This window comes from Mesorhizobium sp. B2-5-7 (genome assembly GCF_006440875.1).
Taxonomy (GTDB): domain Bacteria; phylum Pseudomonadota; class Alphaproteobacteria; order Rhizobiales; family Rhizobiaceae; genus Mesorhizobium; species Mesorhizobium australicum.
This window is the reverse complement of record NZ_VFUO01000003.1, coordinates 272,024-292,788: the sequence shown is the minus strand read 5'-3', so window position 1 is coordinate 292,788 and position 20,765 is coordinate 272,024. Positions and strand designations below refer to the sequence as shown.

Below are 20,765 nucleotides of genomic sequence, written 5' to 3'. Positions count from 1 at the left end.
TTGGCTTGCGAATTGGTTGCGGATGCGCCCGCGCCGGTCGGCGCGTCGAAGGGCGCGAATTGCCGGCCTGACTAGCAGATCGGGCTTCGCACGACAATGGGATATAAAGAAATCTTTATTCGTGCATGTCTCGGATGGCTGACTTCCGGGTCAGCACTCCTCGCCGAAACGGGAGGCGACGAGCTGCTCCAGCGCGTCCATGACCTCGAGCGCCTCCGGGCCGCTGGCGGTGACGCGGATCGAGTATCCAGGGCTGGCCGCCAGCATCATCAGGCCCATGATCGAGGTGCCGCCGACCTTGACGCCGTCCTTCTCGACATGGACCGAAGCGTTGAAACCGCTGGCAAGCTGGACGAATTTCGCCGAGGCGCGCGCATGCAGGCCGCGCTGGTTGACGATCGGAAACTCCCTGACGATCTGGTCCTTGTCAGGCGACAGCGTACTCATTTGCTGCTCAAAAGCTGGCTGGCGACGTTGATATATTTGCGCCCCGCGGCTTGCGCTTCATCGAGCGCGGCCGCCATGTTGTCGCCCTTGCGGATCGACGACAGCTTGATCAGCATCGGCAGGTTCATGCCGGCGATCACCTCGGTGCGGCCGGACTCCATTACCGAGATGGCAAGGTTGGACGGCGTGCCGCCGAACATGTCGGTCAGCACGATCACACCCGCCCCTGTATCGACACGGGCGACGGCGTCGACGATGTCGCGGCGACGCTGTTCCATATCGTCGTCGGCACCGATCGCCACGGTTTCGAAATTGTCTTGTGGCCCGACGACATGTTCGACGGCATGTCTGAACTCGGTGGCCAGTTGACCGTGCGTTACAAGCACGAGTCCGATCATTCTTTGGTGGCTCCCGTCATCGCCGCTTCACAGGCGCATTTTATGCTCGCCAGCCAATCCAGGCGGCGGGAGCGCTATCTTGTCGACGCGCGGCCCGTTGACAAGCCCAAAATTGCGCCGGCCCACGCCATTTTGACGCATTGCAGCAAAAAACCCAGCGCGGATCATAGAAAAGGCAGGATCGACAGCCGTGCCATCACGGCGAGCAAGGCGGCCGCGACATTGCGCTCGGCCAGATCGGTGCGCGCCACCGCACAGCCGGCGATGTCGTCGCTTACATCCTCCTGGAAGCGTGCGATTTCGCCGGCCGGCAACAGGCGCACATGCAGATCGACGACGCAGGCCGGTTCGAACGGCAGGGACCGTGGCCCATGTCCCGGCACCTCGGCAAGGCCTTCGATGGTGGCAGGCGCACGGCACACCAGCCGCCCGGCATGGGCTTCGACGAAGAGCTGATCGTCGCCGACGAGCCGTGAGAACAATCCGCGTTGCAGGCAATGGCTGATCAGCGTCAGAGCCAGCGTTGTCTTGCCCGACCCGGATGAGCCGCTGATGAGAATGCCGCTCTCGCCGATCAGCAGCGCCGTGGCGTGTATGTTGTCAGGCCGCACGTCGCGATTCCTGGCGATTGGCGGTCATCCCTCGGCCGGGAGCGTCACGACGAAGCGTGCGCCCTTGATCTCGCCGGGCTTGGTGCCTGGTATGTTTTCGGCGGTCAACGTACCGCCATGGGCCTCGACGATCTGCCTGGAGATGGACAGGCCAAGGCCGGAATTCTGGCCGAACGCCTCGCCGGCGGGCCGGTCGGTGTAAAAACGTTCGAAGATGCGGTCGATGGCGTCGGCGCGGATGCCGGGACCGTTGTCGTCGACGGTCAGGATGTTGAACTTGCCGGCGCGCGCCAGCGACAGGCTGATGTGGCCATGGTCCTCGGGGACGAAGGAACGGGCGTTCTCGATCAGATTGGTGATGACCTGGCCGATGCGCAGATCGTGACCGACGACGATATAGCCCTTGGCGCCCTGCGGCAGCTTGGCGACCTTGAGCTCGATCTCGACCGCCTTCTTGTTGCGCGTGGTTTCACGCGAAACAGCGACGAGGTCGGTGACGAATTTCTTCAGGTCGACGGTGCCGGCATCTTCGCGCGCCAATTCCGCATCAAGGCGCGAGGCGTCGGAAATGTCGGTGATGAGGCGGTCCAGCCGTTTCACGTCATGCTGGATGATCTCCATCAGGCGCGCACGGGAGGTGTCATTCTTCGCCAGCGGCAATGTTTCGACAGCACTGCGCAACGACGTCAGCGGGTTCTTCAACTCATGCGAGACATCGGCCGCGAAGCTTTCGATCGCCTCGATGCGCGCATAGAGTGCGTTGGTCATGTCGCGCACGGCAATCGACAGATTGCCGATCTCGTCCTGGCGGTCGGAAAAGTCTGGGATTTCCTCGCGGCTCTTGACGCCGCGACGCACCCGTACGGCCGCCGCCGACAGCCGGCGCAGCGGGTTGGCGATGGTGGACGCCAAAAGCATCGACAGGATGGCTGTGACGAGCGCCGCGATGCCGAAGACGCGCAGGATCGCCTTGCGTTCGGCGGCGACGATCTTGTCGATATCACCGCCTTCGGTCGACAGCATCAGCACGCCGAGCACGGCGCGAAAACGCTGGATCGGCACCGCCACCGAGACGATCTGCTCGCCCTGTTCCGAGACGCGCACGATGGTCGACGGACTGCCCGTCAATGCCTTGACCACTTCCGGGAAGGCGGCGCCGTTGCCGCCGGGCTGTTCGTGATAGACCGGCAGGTCGGTGTTGCGGAAGAAGTCGAAGATGAATTTCTGGACGCGCTCGACAAGGTCGGGCTCCTCCTCCTCGACCGGCGGCAGGTCGTAGCGCAGGATCTGACCGCGCGAATAGAGATGGCGCGAATCGAGCAGCAAATTGGCGTCGCGGTCATAGATGCGGGCTCGGGTGCGGGTCGGCGAGATCAGCCGCCGCAGGACCGGCGCCACGCGCTCGGGATTGATCGGAAAATCCAGATTGTCGAGTTGGTCCGAGCCAGGCCCCAGGCTTTCGCCGGCCTGCAGCTCAAGCAGTTTTTCCGGGTCGATGCTGATCGAATCCGTCTCGACCGTCGCCGACGCCGCAATCGCGCCGGCGATGATTTCGCCCTGCGTCATCAGGCTTTCGACGCGCGCGTCGATCAGCCCGTCGCGGAAGGTGTTGAGATAGAGGATGCCGGTGACGAGCACCGCCAGCCCGGCGAGATTGAGGAAAAGAATACGCCGCGTCAGGCTGGAAAAGATATGGTGGCCGAGGAAGCGGCGCATCGGCACCGTGATTTTCGACACGAAGGAAGGCATGATGCGCGACGGCCGCCTGGCGGCGCCCGCCGGTCTTGTTCGCTGTGCTTCCACTGCCATCGAACAGCAGCTCCCGCTAGTCCCAGGTTTGATGTATGTCGCAGCCCCACACTGGGGACCGCTTTTGCTCGACATACATCAAATTACGCTTCGCGGAACCGATATCCGACTCCGTAAAGGGTTTCGATCATCTCGAAGTCGTCGTCGACAGCCTTGAACTTCTTGCGCAGCCGCTTGATGTGGCTGTCGATCGTGCGGTCATCGACATAGACCTGCTCATCATAGGCCGAATCCATCAGCGCATCACGGCTTTTTACCACGCCGGGACGCTGCGCCAGCGAATGCAGGATCAGGAACTCCGTGACGGTAAGCGTCACCGGCTCACCCTTCCAGGTGCAGGTATGGCGTTCCTGGTCCATGACGAGCTGGCCACGTTCGAGCGAGCGGGCCTGCTGACTCGGCGCTTTTGCCGCGGCCTCGCGGGCACTGGCACGGCGCAGCACGGCGCGCACCCGCTCCACCAGCAGGCGCTGCGAGAACGGTTTGCGGATAAAGTCGTCGGCGCCCATCTTGAGACCGAACAATTCATCGATCTCGTCGTCCTTGGAGGTCAGGAAGATCACCGGCAGGTCGGATTTCTGGCGCATCCGGCGCAGCAGCTCCATGCCGTCCATGCGCGGCATCTTGATGTCGAGGATGGCGAGATTAGGCGGCCTGGCCGCCAGGCCTTCCAGCGCGGACGCACCATCCGTGTAGGTCTCGACACGATATCCCTCGGATTCGAGGGCGATCGACACCGACGTCAGAATGTTGCGGTCGTCATCGACAAGCGCGATTGTTGCCATTTCAAGCGGCTCCCTCATGAGCTGTCCCTTCTGTCGTAGAGAAGGGGCTTTTGCAGGACAAATTAGGTACAAAATGTGGCATAGGCCTTAACCGCTGTCACGCGCGGGGTGCCGCCGGCCACAATCCGACCTCGACATGGATTGGACGAACGAACCTCGCCAATCCTTTGGGCAACCGTAAAACTTTTCGCATATATAAACGATTTAAACAACTTTCAAAATATTTAAATCGATTAATGATTTGATATCATTTGGCTTTTCTGGTTCTGACCATCCTAGCCTGCTTAGTGGGTGTGCCGGAAATGCGCCGGCAAAGATGCGGCAAGTCTTGAAAAGGGTCACCAATGTCGGAAGTCGGCAAACGCAATCCTGCCTGCGCGATCGATCGTATCGGTCTGAAAACCTCCGGCACGGTGCGCTACAATTTCGGTGCGGCCGCGCTCTACGAGGAAGCGATCCGGCGCGGTGAAGCCCGGCTGACCGCGCATGGCGCGCTGCTCGCCGAGACCGGCCAGCACACCGGTCGCTCGCCCAAGGACAAGTTCATCGTTCGCGACGCCGCCACCGAGCCGCAAGTCTGGTGGGACAACAACAAGGCGATCTCGCCGGCACAGTTCGACGCCTTGCTCGCCGATTTCCAGGCCCATGCCGGGGACAAGGACCTTTATGTGCAGGATCTGGTCGGCGGTGCCGACGCGGAGCTAAAGCTGCCCACCAGGGTAATCACCGAACTTGCCTGGCACTCGTTGTTCATCCGTAACCTGCTCATCCGTCCCGAGGCGGCCGAACTCGAACACTTCGTGCCCGGGATGACGATCATCGACCTGCCGTCCTTCCGCGCCGATCCCGGCCGCCACGGCAGCCGCACCGAAACGGTGATCGCCGTCGACCTGACGCGCAAGATCGTGCTGATCGGTGGCACCTCCTATGCCGGCGAGATGAAGAAGTCGGTGTTCACCATGCTCAACTACCTCCTGCCGGAGAAAGGCGTGATGCCTATGCACTGCTCGGCCAATGAGGGACCGGCCGGCGATGCCGCTATTTTCTTCGGCCTGTCGGGAACCGGCAAGACCACGCTGTCGGCCGATCCGTCGCGCACCTTGATCGGCGACGACGAGCACGGCTGGGGTCCGCACGGCATCTTCAATTTCGAAGGCGGCTGCTACGCCAAGACGATCAAGCTGTCGGCGGAAGCCGAGCCGGAGATCTTCGCCACCACGCAGCGCTTCGGCACCGTGCTGGAAAACGTCGTACTCGACGCCGATGGCATGCCGGATTTCAATGACGGCAGGCTCACCGAAAACACACGCTGCGCTTATCCGCTCGACTTCATCCCCAATGCCTCGAAAACCGGGCGCGCCAGTCACCCGAAGAACATCATCATGCTGACCGCCGACGCTTTCGGCGTGATGCCGCCGATCGCCCGGCTGACGCCGGCGCAGGCGATGTATCATTTCCTTTCCGGCTACACGGCCAAGGTGGCCGGAACGGAAAGGGGCGTGACCGAGCCGGAAGCGACTTTCTCGACCTGTTTCGGCGCGCCGTTCATGCCGCGCCATCCGTCGGAATACGGCAATCTTCTGCGCGAGCTCATCGCTCGCCACGGCGCCGATTGCTGGCTGGTCAACACCGGCTGGACCGGCGGTGCCCATGGCACCGGCAAGCGCATGCCGATCAAGGCGACGCGCGCCTTGCTCGCCGCCGCCCTCGACGGCTCGCTGAAGGCAGGCGTTTTCCGCACCGACGCCAATTTCGGCTTCGAGGTGCCGGTGGCGGTCCCGGGCGTCGACGGCGCCATCCTCGACCCGCGATCGACCTGGGCCGACAAATCGGCCTATGACCGGCAAGCGGCAAGGCTGGTCGGCATGTTCGCCGTCAATTTCGAGAAGTTCGAAAGCCATGTCGACGCCTCCGTCCTCGGCGCGGCGCCGCACATGCAGGAAGCGGCGGAATAGGCGCAGCAGGACGTCGGTGCCGTCAGCCGTCGGTCGAGACAGTGACAGACTTCCACACCTCGATTTCCTTCCGGAGACGTTCGATTCTGTCCGACACGAGCTTGAGAGCATCGCTGCCAAGCAGAAGCTGCGGCGGCGGATCACTGGACTCGACCAGGCCTAAAACGGCGGCCGCCAGTTTATCGGGATCACCGAGCTGCTTGCCGCTCTTTACCTGTCGCGCCTCACGTATCGGATCAAAAAGCGCGTCGTAGTCAGTGATTGATCTCTCTGTGCGGACCATTGATCGTCCAGCCCAATCCGTCCGGAACGAGCCGGGGCAGACCGCGGTCACGCGGACACCGAACGGGGCCATTTCCGAGCGCATCACCTCCGATATGCCCTGGAGCGCAAACTTGCTGCCGCAATAGTAAGCAATGCCGGGCATGGTGATCATGCCGCCCATCGACGTAACATTGACGATGAATCCACGACGTCGCTCGCGGAACCGGGGAAGAAAAGCCTTAGCGACGGCGACAGCGCCGAAGACATTCACGTCGAACTGACGCCGCATCTCTTCGATCGGCGACTCTTCAAGCACTCCCTCGTGGCCGTAGCCGGCATTGTTGATCAGCACGTCAACCGGTCCATGTTCGTTCTCCGCCTGCCTGACGACGTCGGGTATGGCGTCGAATTCCGTTACGTCGCACAGTACCGGTCGAACTGCGGGAAGAACGTCAGCGAGCGCTGCGCGTGATGTCTCCGAGCGAACGGCGCCAATCACCTTATGGCCGATCTGGATAGCCGCGGAAGCTATGGCCAAGCCGAAGCCGGAATTCGCGCCGGTGATAAAGAAGGTCTTCTGTGACATGATCGCAAGCTTTCCTTGATTGGTGATGAGTTGACAAATATTATGAGGAACCGAGCGTTTCGATCGCGGATTCTCTGAATTTGTTGCCAAATCCTATTCCTCCCAAACACGGACGATCCAAGCTGGTCGAGTTGGCCGGAGCTCTCGCCCCTCGTTGCGGCTACAATCCGACCGCGTTCAACCGCGTCCGCATACTCCGGACGGAAGCCGTGCTTCACGACATCCCGGTCCTCTATAAGCCAGGCGCGGTGTTCGTATTACAGGGAAGCAAGCAGGGTATCCTCGAAAGGGAGATCTACCTCTACGACGAGGAGCACTATCTGGCGGTTTCGGTGCCCGTTCCATTCCGCATGAAATCGATGGCCAGTTCGGAGCGACCATTGCTTGCGGTCTATGTTGAGTTCGATATGCAGATGGCAGCCGAACTCGCCATGCAAGCGCAGATGCATGCCGAACCGGCGAGCGGCAAGCCGCGAGGTCTCGTGTCAAGCAGGATGGCCCCCGAAATAGAGGATGTCCTGCTGCGCCTCCTTGTGGCACTTCGCAGCCCTGTTGAAGCTCTCGTCCTTGGTGACGGCATTCTGCGCGAACTGCATTACCGGGTGCTGGTCGGCCCGCAGGGCGGTGCAATGCTCGCGGCGCTGCAGCAGAAGGGCACGTCTGGAAGGATTGTCCAGAGCCTGGCTTGGTTGCGAGAGAACTACGGTTCTGAAATTTCGATCGGCGATCTGGCAAAAGACGTGGGCATGAGCGTTCCTTCCTACCATGTCCATTTCAAGAGCCTGACCGGCAACAGTCCAATGCAGTACGTGAAGGCGATACGGCTCCACGAAGCACGATTGATGATAGCACGCCAGAACAGCACGATCGCAGAGGTCGCTGCTTTGGTAGGCTACGCGAGCCCGTCCCAATTCAGCCGCGACTTCAAACGGCATTTCGGGCGCACGGCATCGGAAGAGACGAAATGGCTCCGTCGCCATCTTGGCGAACTCGCCTGGGCGTCGTGATCAGGATCGTCACATGTCGGTTAGGGGCTGCGCTTTCGATCGGGCCTTTTCTTTTTCGGTCCGCCGCGCCATGACTGCGGCATGCCGATCGACGACGACATCATCATATCGGGCGAAGCCGTGATTCACCCGGGCGACCTGCACGAGGATTTCATCCGCTCGTCCGGTCCCGGCGGCCAGAACGTCAACAAGGTGGCGACGGCGGTGCAGCTTCGCTTCGATGCGCGGAACGCCGAGGGCCTGTCGGACCGCGTACGCGAGCGGACCATAAAACTTGCCGGCCAGCGCGCCACCAAGGATGGTGTCATCGTCATCGAGGCCGGACGCTTTCGCACACAGGAGCAAAACCGCGCCGACGCACGGACCAGGCTGGCGGCACTGGTGGCCAAGGCCGCAGAACCGCCGCCGCCGCCGCGCAAGAAGACACGGCCGTCGAAAGGCGCGGTCGAGCGTCGGCTGAAGAGCAAGGCCGGGCGCGGTACGATCAAGAAGCTGCGCGGTCGCGTGGAGAGCGATTAAGCAACACGCAAATCGTGCCCGCAAAACCACTTTCAATTTTGCGTTGCGGATGCGAGGTTTCCCTTATTGCCACAGCAAGGGAGACCTAGAGATGGGTATGTTCGATTTCGTCAAGAACGTCGGCAAGAAGCTCGGCATCGGCGGCGACGAGGAAGCCGCACCCACCGCCGACACGCTCAAGAAAGAGCTCGATTCACACAAGCTCGGTACCGATGGCGTGCAGGTCGTTGTCCAGGGCGAAACGGCGGTGCTGAAGGGTGTCGTCAAGGACCAGTCGATCTTCGAAAAGGCGGTCATCGCCGTCGGCAACACGCTGGGCGTCTCCAAGGTGCAGGCCGACGAGTTGCAGGTCGCGCCGGCTTCCGGCACGGCGACCGCGGCCAAGGAGCCGACCTTCTATACGGTCCAGAAGGGCGACAATCTCTGGAAGATCGCCGAAAAGAGCTATGGCAAGGGCCAGGGCGCCAAGAACACGGTCATCTTCGAGGCGAACAAGCCGATGCTGACCCATCCCGACAAGATCTATCCGGGCCAGGTTCTGCGTATTCCAGAACTTGGCTAATCGCCGGGCATGGTTGTATCAAAACGCTGAATCAGTGCGCCGCGCGTCCGAAAGGCGCGCGGCGTTGCCTTTACCAGCGGCGCTTCAGCGAAGCCGTGATGTTGCGGCCCTGGCCCATGTAGCAATAACCGGAATTGCACACCGTCGCGCGGTCATCGGCAATGTTGCGGACGGCGAAAGCGGCCGAGACACCTTCATACCTCTTGTCGATGGCGCCGAAATCGTAGGACGCCGAGGCATCGAGATAGACGGCGGCATCGTTCTTGGCGGTGTTTGACGTGTCGGTATAGGTCGCGCTCTGCAGCCGCACGCCGGCTCCCACCGAAAGGCCGGGTGCCGCACTGCCCTCGTCGAATTTGTAGTTCGCCCAGAGGCTCGCGACATGTTCGGGGGTGACGGCGGGGACCTTGTCCAACTCCGTCGAGTCAGGGCCGGCGCCCGTGATCTCGGCATGGTTGTAGTTATAGGCCGCGATCACGTCGAGCCCGTCCATGACGGCCGCGCGGGCTTCCAGTTCAAAACCATTGCTGGTGACCTCGCCCAGTGAACGATAGGTGCCCGCATTGGGATCGACGACTACCGGCTTGTTCTTCTCGACCAGATGGTAGGCGACCGCGGACAGCAGGATATCCGTTCCCGGTGGCTGGTACTTGACCCCCACTTCGAACTGTTCGCCCTTCGTAGGCTGAAGAATGCCGCCGCCATCGGCCGAGCGGTTCGAGATCGGTTCGAATGACGTCGCGTAGCTGGCGAAGGGCGCGACGCCGCTATCGAACAGATAGAGGGCGCCGGCCTGCATGCTGAAGGCGTTCTTGTTCACCGCTTCGGAACCGCCCCCAAAATAGTCGCGCGTCTGCTCGACCCAGGTCTGGCGGCCACCGAACGTGAAACGCCATTTGTCCAGTTCGACCTGATCCAGCGCATAGACGCCGGTCTGGCTCAGATCCGCGTCGGATGCAGAGAACGTGGTGTCCGGGGTCGGGCCGGAGAAACCGTAGGTCGGGTTGGCAATGTCGAAATCGTAGGCCGGATCGGTCGGATCGAACCCATAGCCGAAGGAAGAGGTCAGGTTCGTGTAGTCGAGGCCGAGAAGCAACGTGTGGGCGAGCGCCCCGGTGTCGAACCTGGCCTCGACCTGGTTGTCGGCCTGGAAGACGTTCATTTCGTCGCGAATTGCGGTCGCATAACGATGCGCGACCGTACCTGTCCAACCGGAGACCGCGAGATAGCGCGACCTCAGGTCGAGATGGGAGTATCGTACATTCTGGCGCACCGTGATGCCGCCGCCGAAATCGTGCTCGAACTTGTAGCCGACCTGCTGCTGCCGGATCTTCTGATGGTCATAGTCGGGGTCGCTCTCGCGCAGGGTGTGGACCTTTCCCGACGGATCGGTGATCACGCCGACATTGGAATCGGTCTCGTCCGCCTGCACCAGCCCATAGATGGTGAAGGACGTCGCGGCGTCCGGATTCCAGGTGAACGACGGCTGCAGCAAATAGCGGTCGTCGGCGATGTCGAAATTGGTGTCGCCGTTTCGCGCCAGGCCGACGATCCTGTAGAGGAAATCGTCACTGCCCTTGGTGACCGGACCGCCGAAATCGAAGGCGGCCTGCGCCCTGTCCTTCGTGCCATAAAGCAGTTCGACTTCCCTGATCCTGTCCTCGGTCGGCAGCTTGGGCACCTTGTTGACGATGCCTGCCGGCGTTCCCGCGCCGTAAAGCACCGATACCGGTCCCTTGATCACCTCGACGCGTTCGAGCGAATAGGGGTCGGTGCGGAACGTGCCGTAGTTGATATAGGGCTGGCGCAGGCCGTCCTTGTAGTCGCCGAGCGTGGTTGCGTCGTAGCCCCTGATATAGATCTGGTCGAATCGCGGGTCGAATCCATAAGCGCCGGTGCTGACGCCTGAGGAATAGCGCACCGCCTCGATAATGTCCTGCGCGCCGCGCTCCTCGAGTTCCTTGCGTGTCACCACCGAGACGGAGCGGGGCGTTTCGATGAGGGGCGTGTCCGTCTTGGTCGCACCGGAGCTGCGCTTGGCAGCCACCGTCCTGTCGTCCTCGGGGGACGTGTCGCCGCCGGCCTCGCCGCTGACCGTAATGGGCTCGAGCACGGTGGCGCCGCCCGATGCCTGGGTGCCTGCCTGCTGGGCGGAGGCTTGGTAGGCACCAGCCAGCGTCGCCAGGCATGTCGTGGCAAGCAGTCCTCGCCGCGACCAGATGCAGCCCCGTACGATCGCGTTGAAGCCTTGAAGAAATGTCACTTCCATGTCCCTCGCTCTCGTTGGCTGCCCGCGGCTTCGCTGGACGCGGAAGCTGAAAATTCTTGTGTCACCGGTCCGGTTTCTAAATCTTGACTATGTTAGTCATCTTTGTTCGTCAACCGCCATTTGGCCAAGACGAATTCGCTGCGGCGATCGCTCGTAAGAACCACGACCGCTTTCGGGTCGCCGTTTTCGTCTGGCGGTGGCATGCTGAGGCTCCGAACCATTCACATGAGCCAACCCATGCTCGTTCTGCCCAAAGGCATCCGTCACATGCCGGCCCATCTGTCCCGCGCCGTCCAGGAGACGCTGGTCGAGGAGGTGAGAAGCATTGTCCAGCAGGCGCCGCTGTTCGTGCCGGCCATGCCTCGGACCGGCAAGGAGATGAGCGTGCGCATGACCAATTGCGGTCCTCTCGGCTGGGTCACCGACAAGGAACGCGGCTATCGCTACCAGCCGACGCATCCGCTGACCGGAGAGCCGTGGCCGCCCATCCCCGACAGTCTGCTCGATCTATGGCGTCAGGTGTCGGGCTATCCCAATCCACCGCAGGCCTGCCTGATCAATTTCTACACGCCGGAAGCGAAGATGGGCCTGCATCAGGATCGCGACGAGGCCGATTTCTCGGCACCCGTCGTCTCCGTCTCGCTGGGTGACGATTGCCTGTTCAGGGTCGGCCAGACAACCCGCGATGGCGCCACCAAATCGTTCAGGCTCAAAAGCGGCGATGTCGTCGTGCTTGGCGGCGAGGGCCGTCTTGCCTTCCATGGCGTCGACCGCATCTACCCTTCGACCTCGGCGCTGCTCAAGAACGGCGGCAGGATCAATCTGACGTTGCGGCGGGTGACGAAGCCCGACGAGGGCGCCGTATAGGCGAGGGTTCGCGCCCCGCACGGCGCCGCCGACCTTTGGGCGACCAGCGATAGTTCAGTTCAGCGCAGCGGTGAAAAAATCGCCGAGACCAGATGGAAAGGCAAAGCGCCGTAGGCGGCGACCGTCGCCTGATCGTCCCATTGGCGGAACTGCCGGGACGGCCGCGCCTCCAGCGTCAGCGCATGCTGTCGGCCATCGAATGTCACCTTGCCGCGAAAGCGCAGCACCCGCTCTCCACCAGACCGGCTGATGGCCATCGCACGCAGACGCGCGACGTGGTCGTCGCCCACATTGATCTCCATTTCGATGCGGCGCCGGACCGGCGGGACGCTGATCCTGATCGTGATGTCCAGCATCATCTCCCCCGCCGTCGCAGGGCACGGTATGGTCTGCGAGAAGGCCAGGGGCGACTGTCCTTCCAGCGGCTCGCGAGGTGCCTGCCTGCCGCGCCATGCTCTGCCGCGCCATGCCCTGGCGGGCGGCTCCTGCCGCAGCCGACCGCTCTTGCGTCTCAGCCGCAACTGCTTGGCGAAGCCGCGCGACAGCCAGGTCAGCCTGCCGAAGTCGGTTCGCGGCTTGGCCTGCAGCACCGCCGACCAGCGTGCAAGGCCGGTGCGGTCGGCCATGTCCAGCACGCGCGCCAGCACCTTGTCAGGCACCGTCACGCCAACATCGAGCGCAAGGTAGGAAAGCGCCACCGCCGCGGAAACGGCAAGGCCACGCCTGGCGACGACATCGAGGAACACGTCCCAGTCGACGCCGCCGGTGCGAATGGCCACCGCGCAATCGACCAGCCAATCGCTGTGGGTGTGGGCATCGAGCCCGCCATGCGCGATGGCGAGCGCGATGCGATCCGCGGGCGACGGCACCAGCACGCCGACACCGCTGAATTCGGCCGTCGCCGCGCGCTGCCAGATCGCCTGGTCATCCTCGTCGCTTTGCTGCGAGCCGTCATAGGCAAGCTGGTGCAGATCGATATCGCCATAACTGCCCTTGAAAAAATTCATCGAGCGCAGCGACGCCAGCCTTGTCCTCAGATATTGGGGACTCACCCCGGTGGCGATCTGCCAGTCGCCGTCGCGCAGCACGCCGAACGCCGCCGGCATGTCCTGCGGCCGCACCAATATGTCGATGTCGTGCGCCACCCGGCCACGCTGCGCCGAGGCGTTCAAGGCAATGCGGCTGGCACCCTTGATCAGCATCACCAGGCAGCCGGAATCCGTCATCGCCTGCAGCGCCGGTTCGGCCTCGCGCATCGCCATGCGCGACTTGGTCCACAGCATCTTTTGCAGGCCGACAAGGCGCGGATAGGCGGATTGGCCGGCCAATTTCCGGCCGAACCGATCGCAGATCGCGGCCAGCAGCCGGTGTTCCCTGAAGGAGACAAGGTCGATGTCGTTCGCGCTTAGCCACTGCATGGCGCAACCGGCGGCCGCGTCCTCATCGGCAAGAAGGGCAGCCTTGAGCAGTTGGTCGAGCCCGCCCGTCGGCCAGGACCAGCCATAGTCCGGGAAACGTCGGCTGATGCGGCGAATGCCCGCCATCAGCCCGCGCCGGCCTTGTTCCGGGACCGTCGCAGCATGGCGAGCCGCGCCACTTCGAGATAGCCGCGGTCGCGCGCCGCATCGCGGCCATAGGACAGGCTGCCGGGCCTGATGCGGCGCAGCGCCAGCACCTCTTCCACCATGTCGAGGGCAAGGCCCGCCTCGCGTACCCGCGCGATCCAGTCGATCATTTCGCCGCGGCCGCCCGGCGGATCGACGACTGCTCCAACGGTCTCGGCGACCTCGCGCCGGATCAGCATCGTGGTCCGCGACCAACCGGGTACGATCGCGTCCTCGGGTGCATCGGGCCGGTCATTGCGGAAGTTTCGCAAATGGCAAAAAACGCCCGACGTTGCGGGATGCCTTTCGAGATGCGCGAGCTGTGTTTCGGCCTTGCTCGGCAGCCACAGATCGTCGGCATCGAGCGTCGCAATGAGCGGCGTCGGCAAGGCGGCGATGCCCCTTGTCGTGGCGCTCCCAGGTCCGGCATTTGCCTGGCGCAGCAATTGCAGCGGCAGGTCCGTTCCGCCGATCGCCGCCGCGAGATCGTCGCTGGATCCATCGTCGACGATCACCACCAGCTCAGGCCGCACTGTCTGCGCCGCGACCGATCGCAGCGTCTCGGCGATGGTGCCGCTGGCGTTGAAGGCAGGTATGACGACGCCATAGCTCCGCATGCTACATGAAGCGCCAGTTGGCGAGTTCTTTGACATCGAAGATGCCTTCGATCCCGCGCAGTGAAGGGTCGGCCTTGCGCCGTTTCATCGATTTGTGGATGGCCCGCAAGAATTCCCGAAGGGACGTGTCGACCTGCTTCGTCATGTTGCCGGGATGACGTCGGTAGTAAAGCGACACGGTATCCGGCAGGACGAATCTGGGGCCGCTTTCAAAGGTGCGCAGCAGGTAGTCTGTGTCTTCGGCCTGGCCGAAGGCCTCATCGAAGCCGCCGATCCGTTCGATGAGCTTACGCGAGAAAATGCCTGACGACAGATGAATTCCCCGCACGGTCATGAAATGGCTGCCGGGGCAGGGTTCCAGCAGATCGTCGTCGATGTGTTCGACCATCATCATCAGGGAATAGGTAAGCTCCAGAGCGGGGTCGGCGTCAAAGCATGCGATATCGGCCTTGAATCGTCCCGCAGGCGAGACATCATCCGAATCGAGGAACGACACGAGCTCCGTTTCCGGCGTGAGCAGTCTGAGACCAGCGTTGCGGGCCCGGGTCACGCCCATGTTCTCTTGCCGGAAAAGGCGAATGCAGGGGTTCAGGGCCATCATCGAACGCACGGCCTCCGCCGACCCGTCGGTCGAGCCGTCGTCGATCACGATGATGTCGAGATCGGCGGCATCGTGCTGCCGCACGAGCGAGCGCAAGGCCGAGACGACATAGCGCTCGCGATTGTACACAGGCATGATCACGCTGAGCTTCACCGGGCGCCTCGTGTCAGGAAATCCTCGATCGTGCCGGCGATCTCTGCCGGGTCGGTGCCGAGGGACAAACGGAAGCACGGCAGGTGGCGCGTCAATTCGCTGAAGAAGCGAAAGCCGCTTTCGCGCTCGCCCGGCATCTGGGCGATGCCGGACGGCGCCAAGGCAATCATGGCATCCCTGCGCGACACCGGCATAATCGAACTTGCTCCGCCTCCGCTGATATGTGGCACCACCAGCGCGACGATGTCCAGCATGGCGGGCACCGGCCGAGGCGCGATATCGTGAATATGGAACGTGTGCTTGCCTTGCCAGTTGAGCGGGCCTTGCGCCGTTAGCCGCTGCCGCAGGCCCAGCCGGGCGAAACCTTTCGTGTCCTGCTTCAACGTCGAAAAAAGCGGGCGCGCGGTCACGCCGTCGGTGAGATCGATCAGCACATAGTCGTCGCCGACACTGTCGAGCCCGTTGAGGAGGCCGGCGGCGACGGTCCCCGATTTCCCGGCCCCGCCCGAGCCGGCAAGCAGAATACCCTTGCCGTCGATGCTGAGCGTGCCGGCATGGGTCAGCCGCATGCCGCGCGCCGCATATTCCCAGTGCAGGAAGGCGCGCAGCGGTGCTCCCGGCTCCCAGGGCGGAAAGGCATCGGCCGAGGCCATCAGCTGCACGCCGACGCGGCGGTGCGGATCGTAGACCTGCCAGAAATCGAGGTCGTGGAAATGGTGCCCGCGCAAACCGGCTTCGGCGAGCTGTTTGGCAAAACCGTGCTCGGTGAAATGGGCATCGCCCCAGTGCGCCGGCTCCGGGATGCCGTCAATGCCGGGATGCGCGATGAAGATGCGACCCGTGGACGGTGCCGGCTGGTCATGCCCGGGCTCGACAAAAGCATGGCCCAATGCATCGGCAAGCACGCCGTGACCGAGATGCACGGTCAGTTCAAGCCAGGGCAGGCGAACCTTTCGCATGGTCGGATAGCGCGCGGCCGCGCCTTCAGCGGCGGCGATGAGATACCTGGCGTAATCCGGCAAGGTTTCGAGCGTGACGCGCGGCATCAATCGCCTTCCATCACGCTGCGGCCGCCCCGTCAGGAAGCCTGCTTGACCGCCGGCCAGCCGAGAGGTTCCTCGACCTCGTGGATGGGATCAACGACGATCAGGTCGGCGAGGTCGTCGTGAATGCTCACATTGAGCGGCTCGTTCGTGGCGGCAAGCTCGGCAGGCAAATCGCCCGGCAAAGGCTGCGCCGCCGCGTCCAAGCGCACCAGCAAACCCAATTCGAGCAATTGCGATATGAAGCGTTCGAGTTCGGCCTGGCCTATTGTCGAGCCGCCGGCGCTCAGCCCGACCAGAGCCTGGGCGTCCGCGCCGGATGAAAGCGCCTGCCATACCTTGCTGCCGGAATCGGAAAAGCCGAAATATTTGCCATTGGCAAGATTGAGCACCACGGCCTCGCCATCGAAAGATTCGAAAACGATATCCCGGCTCGCTACCGCATAGGCGTGGGAGTCATGCGTCATTGTTGCCCCGTCCTGCATTTCCTGCCCGCCAGCAGGACCGCTTCCACCAACAACGCCTGTAAACTTTCAGGTCTTCCTTGGCAAGGTAACCTTTGCCGGCAACGCGGGACCATTTCCGGGTTCAGTCGAAAGCCGGGCGGATCAAGCCTCGATTTCAAGCGGCGACAATGGCTTGGAACAACAGGCCAGGATGAAGCCATCATCGATCTCATGATCGAGGATGCCGCCATTGTGGCTCATCTCGACGCTGCCGGAGACTTTCTTCACTTTGCAAGTTCCGCACAGGCCGAATTCGCAGGCGGCCGGTATTCGCACGCCCGAGGCGCGCGCCGTCTGCAGCACGGTCTGGCCGGCGACACAGTCGGCGTCGACATCCGAAAGCGCGAAGCGGATCGGCGTCGCGGCTTCGACGCAAATCGCCGCGCCGTCTTCAGCCGGCGAGGCAAACGGCGCTGGGATTTCCTCCATCGCCGGCGCGGCAAAGCTCTCTTGATGGTATTTTGCCATGTCGAACCCGGCGGCCTCCAGCATGCCGCGCACGGCGCGCATGAAAGGGTCGGGGCCGCAGCAGAAGATTTCGCGTTCGCGGAAATCGGGCGCCAGGAGCGGCAGCCGGATGGCGTCGATGCGGCCCATATGGCCGTACCAGCCCTCGCGGCTCGACCGCTCCTCGATCATGAAGCCGAGCGACAGCCCCGGCATATGGCCGCCGAGCAGTTCGAGTTCCTTGCGAAAGATGATCTCTTCCGGGCGCCGCGCGCAATTGACGAAGCCGACATCGGTCCATGGCGCGCAGTCGTTCAGCCAGCGCAGCATCGACATCATCGGCGTCACGCCCGAACCGGCCGAGATGAACAGGTATTTCGCCGCCGGGTGGCTGTGCAGCGAAAAGTCGCCGCCCGGTCCATAGGCCTTGACGTGCGAGCCGGGCGTCAGGTGATCGAACATCCAGCGTGTGCCGACGCTGCCCGCCTGCGCCTTCACCGTCACCGCGATCGAGAATGGCCGTGACGGCGATGATGACAGCGTGTAGGTGCGCATCAGCGGGCCGTCCGGTGTCGGCAATTCCAGCGTCACGAACTGGCCCGGCTTGTAGCGGAACCAGGTCTGGTTGTCGGAGCGGAAGGTGAAGGTCTTGACGTCGGGCGCCTCGTCGCTGACGCCGGTTACTTCCAGCACCTGCAGCCTGTCGTTCCACGGCGCCATCTGGTCGAGGTGGCGATAGAGGCCAAGATCAGTCATGGCGTTCATCCCTGCATACCTTTCATTTTGGGCGTGTCGTGATCCCAAAGCCGCTGCACAGTTTTGGCCGACATGCGCTAGGCGACACTGCGCAGAGCAGGCCGGCCGTCTTCGGAAAGCCGTGGGCCGATAAAGCGCGCGTACCAGTCGACGAACTGGATGACGCCGCCCTCGTGCAGCTCCGAATAGGGACCGGGCTCGTAGGCCGGCGACAGGATGCCGAAGGCATTTTCCTCGACGATGCGGCGGTCCTGGTCGTTGGTCTCGGTCCAGACATGGGTGAGTTCGGCGAGATCGTAGTCGACGCCTTCCACGGCATCCTTGTGGACCAGCCATTTGGTCGTAACCGCTGTTTCCGTGGCGCTGACCGGCAGCACGCGGAACGTCACCGCATGATCCACGAGGATATGGTTCCAGGTTGTCGGGTAGTGATAGTGCATCAGCGTGCCGATCCGGTCGGCCGAGACGCTGTCGGACAGGTTCTTCTTCACCGCCCGCTTGCCGGTCATCGTGTAGCTCTGGGCATCGCGCAGCAGCGGCGCGCGGGTGGCGCGGTATTGTCCGGCCGGGTCGATGCGAAACTTGCTGGGCAGGCCAACAGCTTCGCACTTCGCCCAGTGGGCCAGCATCTCCGGATCGCTGTCGGCGCCTTGCACGCCGGTCACGGTCGGCGCTTCCGGGAAGGTCTTGCACAGCTCAGGATGGTTGCCCGCGCAATGGTAGCATTCGCGGTTGTTTTCCCAGACCAGCTTCCAGTTGCCCTTCTCGATGATCGTGCTCTCGAAGGCGATCTTGGCCTCGCTCAGCCGGTGCGGCTGGAGATAGGGCTCGATCATCGCCTGCATCGGCGCGAAGTCGGCGGGCTCCTTGGCCAGGCAGATGAAGACATAGCCGGCGACGCTTTCGCAGGCGACCGGCTTGAGCCCGAACTGGCTCTTGTCGAACCCATCGGCCATCTGGCGGGCGAACAGCAGCCGGCCGTCGAGTTCGTAGGTCCACTGGTGATAGGGACACACCAGTTTGGCGGCCATGCCCTTGTCGGTGTTGCAGACGCGGCTGCCGCGATGGCGGCAGGAATTGTGGAAAGCGTTGATCTTGCCCTGCTGATCGCGCACCAGCACGACCGGATAGTCGCCGATCTGCACGGTGATGAAGCTGCCCGGCTTGGGCAACTCGCAATCATGGCCGATGAACAGCCAGTCGCGATACCAGATCAGTTCCATGTCAAGCTTGAAGTAGTCCGGGTCGGTATAGAAGGGCTGTTCCAGCGAAAGGCCCTGTCTGCGGCCGTTCAAAAGCCTCAGCATGTCGTTGCGCGCGTCCATGTCCTGTCCTCATTTTCAAGGACTGAACTGGTGGTGATGGAGGAAGGACTGGGCGCAAGCCGGCGAAGCCGGACAACACCATCCGCCCCTTGACCGCCCACCGCGATCAGTCGAGTTCTAGCGATCTCGGGCTGGTTTCCGGGCTCTGGAGTTGTCCTGGCGGACCATCGCGACACCTTCCCAGGCTTTCGCCCAGTGGTCTCCCGTTGCGACTTGAACTCCACCACCGTTGCGGGGGCAGCGCCGGAATCTGACCGGCTTCCCAATTCTCCGCTCCGTCGTCACGCAGCGGCACCTGAGATCGCTCGATCTAATCACGACAGGGTTTGCGACATCGGCACGAAAGCGACATCGCATCCATGCGGCGCGACACGTACGCGGGATCGTCCCGGCGCGGTTGCAGCGGGGGAATCGCCTCTTCTCGCCAGGCGCGCGGGCACAGTTTTCGACCCTCAGCCGGGCCGGAAAAGGGTTAATGGTTTCGAAAAGTGACTATTAGCAGAGTCTAAAATCGAACCGAACGGTTCGTTTCTGTTGACGGTGCGTGCAGGACGGTGTGAACGCCCAGCCTTCCGACACAGTTGGTGATCGGGTTATGATCTCAGACAACTATTTGATATCAAACGGAAAAATAAGACATGTAGAAGGCGTTGGTACAATTTCAAGTGGTGGAGTCATGGTCCACGCTGAACAACTTCGTGATTGGAAACGGCAAGGGGGCTCTCCCACATCGGGGCTGTCCGAACGACGCGATTTAATCCCAAGACACGCCGCTAGACGGACGGGAAAAATACTGGAGTACAAAAATGAAAAAGATCATTCTCACTGCCGCCGCCCTTCTGGCTATTTCCGGCAGCGCCTTCGCTAGCAGCGACCATTATGGTTCGAACGCCGCGACCCCCACGGCTACTGTCGACAGCTCCTACACCGCTTCGACTAAGAAGTCGGAGCCGGCTGCCCAGACGCCTGTGACGGGCGCCGACCACAACCTCTTCGGCAACAATTAATAGCGATCCCCGGCACGCGGCGGGTGACCCTGCCGCGCTGGTGGACCCTACAAATTCAGGAGTATTAAAATGAACAAGATCCTCATTGCTGCCGCTGCCGTTCTGGCTCTCTCCGGCAGCGCTTTCGCCGGCAGCGACAACTATGGCTCCAACGGCGCCAACCAGGCTGCTGCCGCTTCGACCGACAATTCGAACACCGCGTCGATCGGCAAGTCGGCTCCGGCCACCTCGGCGCCTGTCCAGCAGGGCAGCGACCGCAACCTCTTCGGCCATTAACGGCCATCCCACGGCCGGTGGGCTCTGGCCCGCCGGTCCGCGGGACTTCCAAAATTCAGGAGTACCTAAAATGAACAAGATCCTCATTGCCGCCGCCGCCGTTCTGGCCGTCTCCGGCAGCGCCTTCGCCGGCAGCGACAATTATGGCTCCAACGGCGTCAACCAGCCCACTGCTTCGTCGACTGTCAATGTCGATACGTCGCATACAGGTGCGATCCGCAACAGCGATTCGCCTGTCTACAAGCTGCTCAACTCGTCCGGCGACGTGCAGAAGCCGGCCCATCAGGGTGCCGATCGCAATCTCTTCGGCAACAACTAACCAGCCTGTGCAGACAAGAACAGCGGCGGGCC

General features: G+C 62.6%; 22 protein-coding genes and 1 riboswitch. Of the genes, 8 read left to right on the top strand and 14 right to left on the bottom strand.

Annotated features, from left to right (window positions below; translation table 11 throughout):
• Window positions 1-150 precede the first annotated feature (150 nt).
• From FJ543_RS15255 to FJ543_RS15230, 5 genes are all read right to left on the bottom strand, one after another.
• Complete coding sequence (locus FJ543_RS15255) at window positions 151-447, bottom strand: HPr family phosphocarrier protein (protein WP_015314359.1); 297 nt, start codon at window positions 445-447, stop codon at window positions 151-153.
• On the bottom strand, window positions 444-845 hold the full coding sequence (locus FJ543_RS15250) for a PTS sugar transporter subunit IIA (RefSeq protein ID WP_010912939.1): 402 nt from the start codon (window positions 843-845) through the stop codon (window positions 444-446). Before FJ543_RS15250 ends, FJ543_RS15255 begins: the two co-directional genes overlap by 4 nt.
• Window positions 846-1,009: 164 nt before the next feature.
• Window positions 1,010-1,456 carry an HPr kinase/phosphorylase gene (locus FJ543_RS15240; RefSeq protein ID WP_140875778.1) on the bottom strand — a complete coding sequence of 149 codons (447 nt, stop codon included), beginning with the start codon at window positions 1,454-1,456 and terminating at the stop codon, window positions 1,010-1,012.
• 24 nt (window positions 1,457-1,480) lie between these two features.
• Complete coding sequence (locus tag FJ543_RS15235) at window positions 1,481-3,265, bottom strand: sensor histidine kinase (protein ID WP_140875776.1); 1,785 nt, start codon at window positions 3,263-3,265, stop codon at window positions 1,481-1,483.
• Window positions 3,266-3,348: 83 nt separating this feature from the next.
• Window positions 3,349-4,050, bottom strand: a complete 702-nt coding sequence (locus tag FJ543_RS15230) for a response regulator transcription factor (RefSeq protein WP_010912942.1) — start codon at window positions 4,048-4,050, stop codon at window positions 3,349-3,351.
• Window positions 4,051-4,394: 344 nt separating this feature from the next.
• On the opposite strand from FJ543_RS15230, the gene FJ543_RS15225 reads away from it, so the two are divergent.
• Entirely contained in the window at window positions 4,395-6,005 is a 1,611-nt protein-coding gene (locus tag FJ543_RS15225) for a phosphoenolpyruvate carboxykinase (protein WP_140875774.1), read from the top strand.
• 22 nt (window positions 6,006-6,027) lie between these two features.
• On the opposite strand, the gene FJ543_RS15220 is transcribed toward FJ543_RS15225, so the two are convergent.
• The gene (locus tag FJ543_RS15220; RefSeq protein ID WP_140875773.1) at window positions 6,028-6,855 is read right to left on the bottom strand and encodes an oxidoreductase; all 828 of its coding nucleotides are present in this window, start codon (window positions 6,853-6,855) and stop codon (window positions 6,028-6,030) included.
• A gap of 80 nt (window positions 6,856-6,935) precedes the next feature.
• Here FJ543_RS15220 and FJ543_RS15215 point away from each other — a divergent pair, with 80 nt between their 5' ends.
• From FJ543_RS15215 to lysM, 3 genes are all read left to right on the top strand, one after another.
• Window positions 6,936-7,862: an AraC family transcriptional regulator gene (locus tag FJ543_RS15215; RefSeq protein WP_140875771.1), complete on the top strand. Its 927-nt coding sequence runs from the start codon at window positions 6,936-6,938 to the stop codon at window positions 7,860-7,862.
• Between the two features lie 81 nt (window positions 7,863-7,943).
• On the top strand, window positions 7,944-8,381 hold the full coding sequence (gene arfB, locus FJ543_RS15210; RefSeq protein WP_140615117.1) for an alternative ribosome rescue aminoacyl-tRNA hydrolase ArfB: 438 nt from the start codon (window positions 7,944-7,946) through the stop codon (window positions 8,379-8,381).
• 91 nt (window positions 8,382-8,472) lie between these two features.
• Window positions 8,473-8,943, top strand: a complete 471-nt coding sequence (gene lysM, locus FJ543_RS15205; RefSeq protein WP_140875769.1) for a peptidoglycan-binding protein LysM — start codon at window positions 8,473-8,475, stop codon at window positions 8,941-8,943.
• 70 nt (window positions 8,944-9,013) lie between these two features.
• Here the strand turns inward: lysM and FJ543_RS15200 are convergent, their stop codons facing one another.
• Window positions 9,014-11,212, bottom strand: coding sequence for a TonB-dependent siderophore receptor (locus tag FJ543_RS15200; RefSeq protein ID WP_140875767.1), 2,199 nt, complete (start codon window positions 11,210-11,212; stop codon window positions 9,014-9,016).
• Window positions 11,213-11,449: 237 nt separating this feature from the next.
• Here FJ543_RS15200 and FJ543_RS15195 point away from each other — a divergent pair, with 237 nt between their 5' ends.
• Window positions 11,450-12,079, top strand: a complete 630-nt coding sequence (locus FJ543_RS15195; RefSeq protein WP_015314350.1) for an alpha-ketoglutarate-dependent dioxygenase AlkB — start codon at window positions 11,450-11,452, stop codon at window positions 12,077-12,079.
• Window positions 12,080-12,138: 59 nt separating this feature from the next.
• Here the strand turns inward: FJ543_RS15195 and FJ543_RS15190 are convergent, their stop codons facing one another.
• From FJ543_RS15190 to FJ543_RS15160, 7 genes are all read right to left on the bottom strand, one after another.
• A complete protein-coding gene (locus tag FJ543_RS15190) occupies window positions 12,139-13,623 on the bottom strand; it encodes a nucleotidyltransferase family protein (RefSeq protein ID WP_140875766.1) in 1,485 nt (494 codons plus the stop codon).
• A complete protein-coding gene (locus FJ543_RS15185) occupies window positions 13,623-14,300 on the bottom strand; it encodes a glycosyltransferase family A protein (RefSeq protein ID WP_140615109.1) in 678 nt (225 codons plus the stop codon). Before FJ543_RS15185 ends, FJ543_RS15190 begins: the two co-directional genes overlap by 1 nt.
• A 1-nt stretch (window position 14,301) precedes the next feature.
• Window positions 14,302-15,054, bottom strand: a complete 753-nt coding sequence (locus FJ543_RS15180) for a glycosyltransferase family A protein (RefSeq protein WP_140615108.1) — start codon at window positions 15,052-15,054, stop codon at window positions 14,302-14,304.
• Window positions 15,051-16,100, bottom strand: a complete 1,050-nt coding sequence (locus FJ543_RS15175; RefSeq protein ID WP_140615106.1) for a serine kinase — start codon at window positions 16,098-16,100, stop codon at window positions 15,051-15,053. Before FJ543_RS15175 ends, FJ543_RS15180 begins: the two co-directional genes overlap by 4 nt.
• 32 nt (window positions 16,101-16,132) lie before the next feature.
• The gene (locus FJ543_RS15170) at window positions 16,133-16,564 is read right to left on the bottom strand and encodes a PqqD family peptide modification chaperone (protein WP_140615104.1); all 432 of its coding nucleotides are present in this window, start codon (window positions 16,562-16,564) and stop codon (window positions 16,133-16,135) included.
• A 141-nt stretch (window positions 16,565-16,705) separates the two neighbouring features.
• Window positions 16,706-17,806: a hybrid-cluster NAD(P)-dependent oxidoreductase gene (locus FJ543_RS15165; protein WP_140615102.1), complete on the bottom strand. Its 1,101-nt coding sequence runs from the start codon at window positions 17,804-17,806 to the stop codon at window positions 16,706-16,708.
• Between the two features lie 77 nt (window positions 17,807-17,883).
• Entirely contained in the window at window positions 17,884-19,131 is a 1,248-nt protein-coding gene (locus tag FJ543_RS15160; RefSeq protein WP_140615100.1) for an aromatic ring-hydroxylating dioxygenase subunit alpha, read from the bottom strand.
• A 111-nt stretch (window positions 19,132-19,242) separates the two neighbouring features.
• Window positions 19,243-19,445: riboswitch (cobalamin riboswitch) on the bottom strand.
• A 492-nt stretch (window positions 19,446-19,937) separates the two neighbouring features.
• Between FJ543_RS15160 and FJ543_RS15155 the strand changes: the two genes are divergently transcribed.
• From FJ543_RS15155 to FJ543_RS15145, 3 genes are all read left to right on the top strand, one after another.
• On the top strand, window positions 19,938-20,138 hold the full coding sequence (locus tag FJ543_RS15155; protein WP_015314343.1) for a DUF680 domain-containing protein: 201 nt from the start codon (window positions 19,938-19,940) through the stop codon (window positions 20,136-20,138).
• A 69-nt stretch (window positions 20,139-20,207) separates the two neighbouring features.
• The gene (locus FJ543_RS15150) at window positions 20,208-20,414 is read left to right on the top strand and encodes a DUF680 domain-containing protein (protein WP_015314342.1); all 207 of its coding nucleotides are present in this window, start codon (window positions 20,208-20,210) and stop codon (window positions 20,412-20,414) included.
• Between the two features lie 70 nt (window positions 20,415-20,484).
• Window positions 20,485-20,733 (top strand): DUF680 domain-containing protein, encoded by a 249-nt coding sequence (locus FJ543_RS15145; protein ID WP_015314341.1) that lies wholly within the window; start codon window positions 20,485-20,487, stop codon window positions 20,731-20,733.
• The last annotated feature ends 32 nt before the right edge of the window (window positions 20,734-20,765 follow it).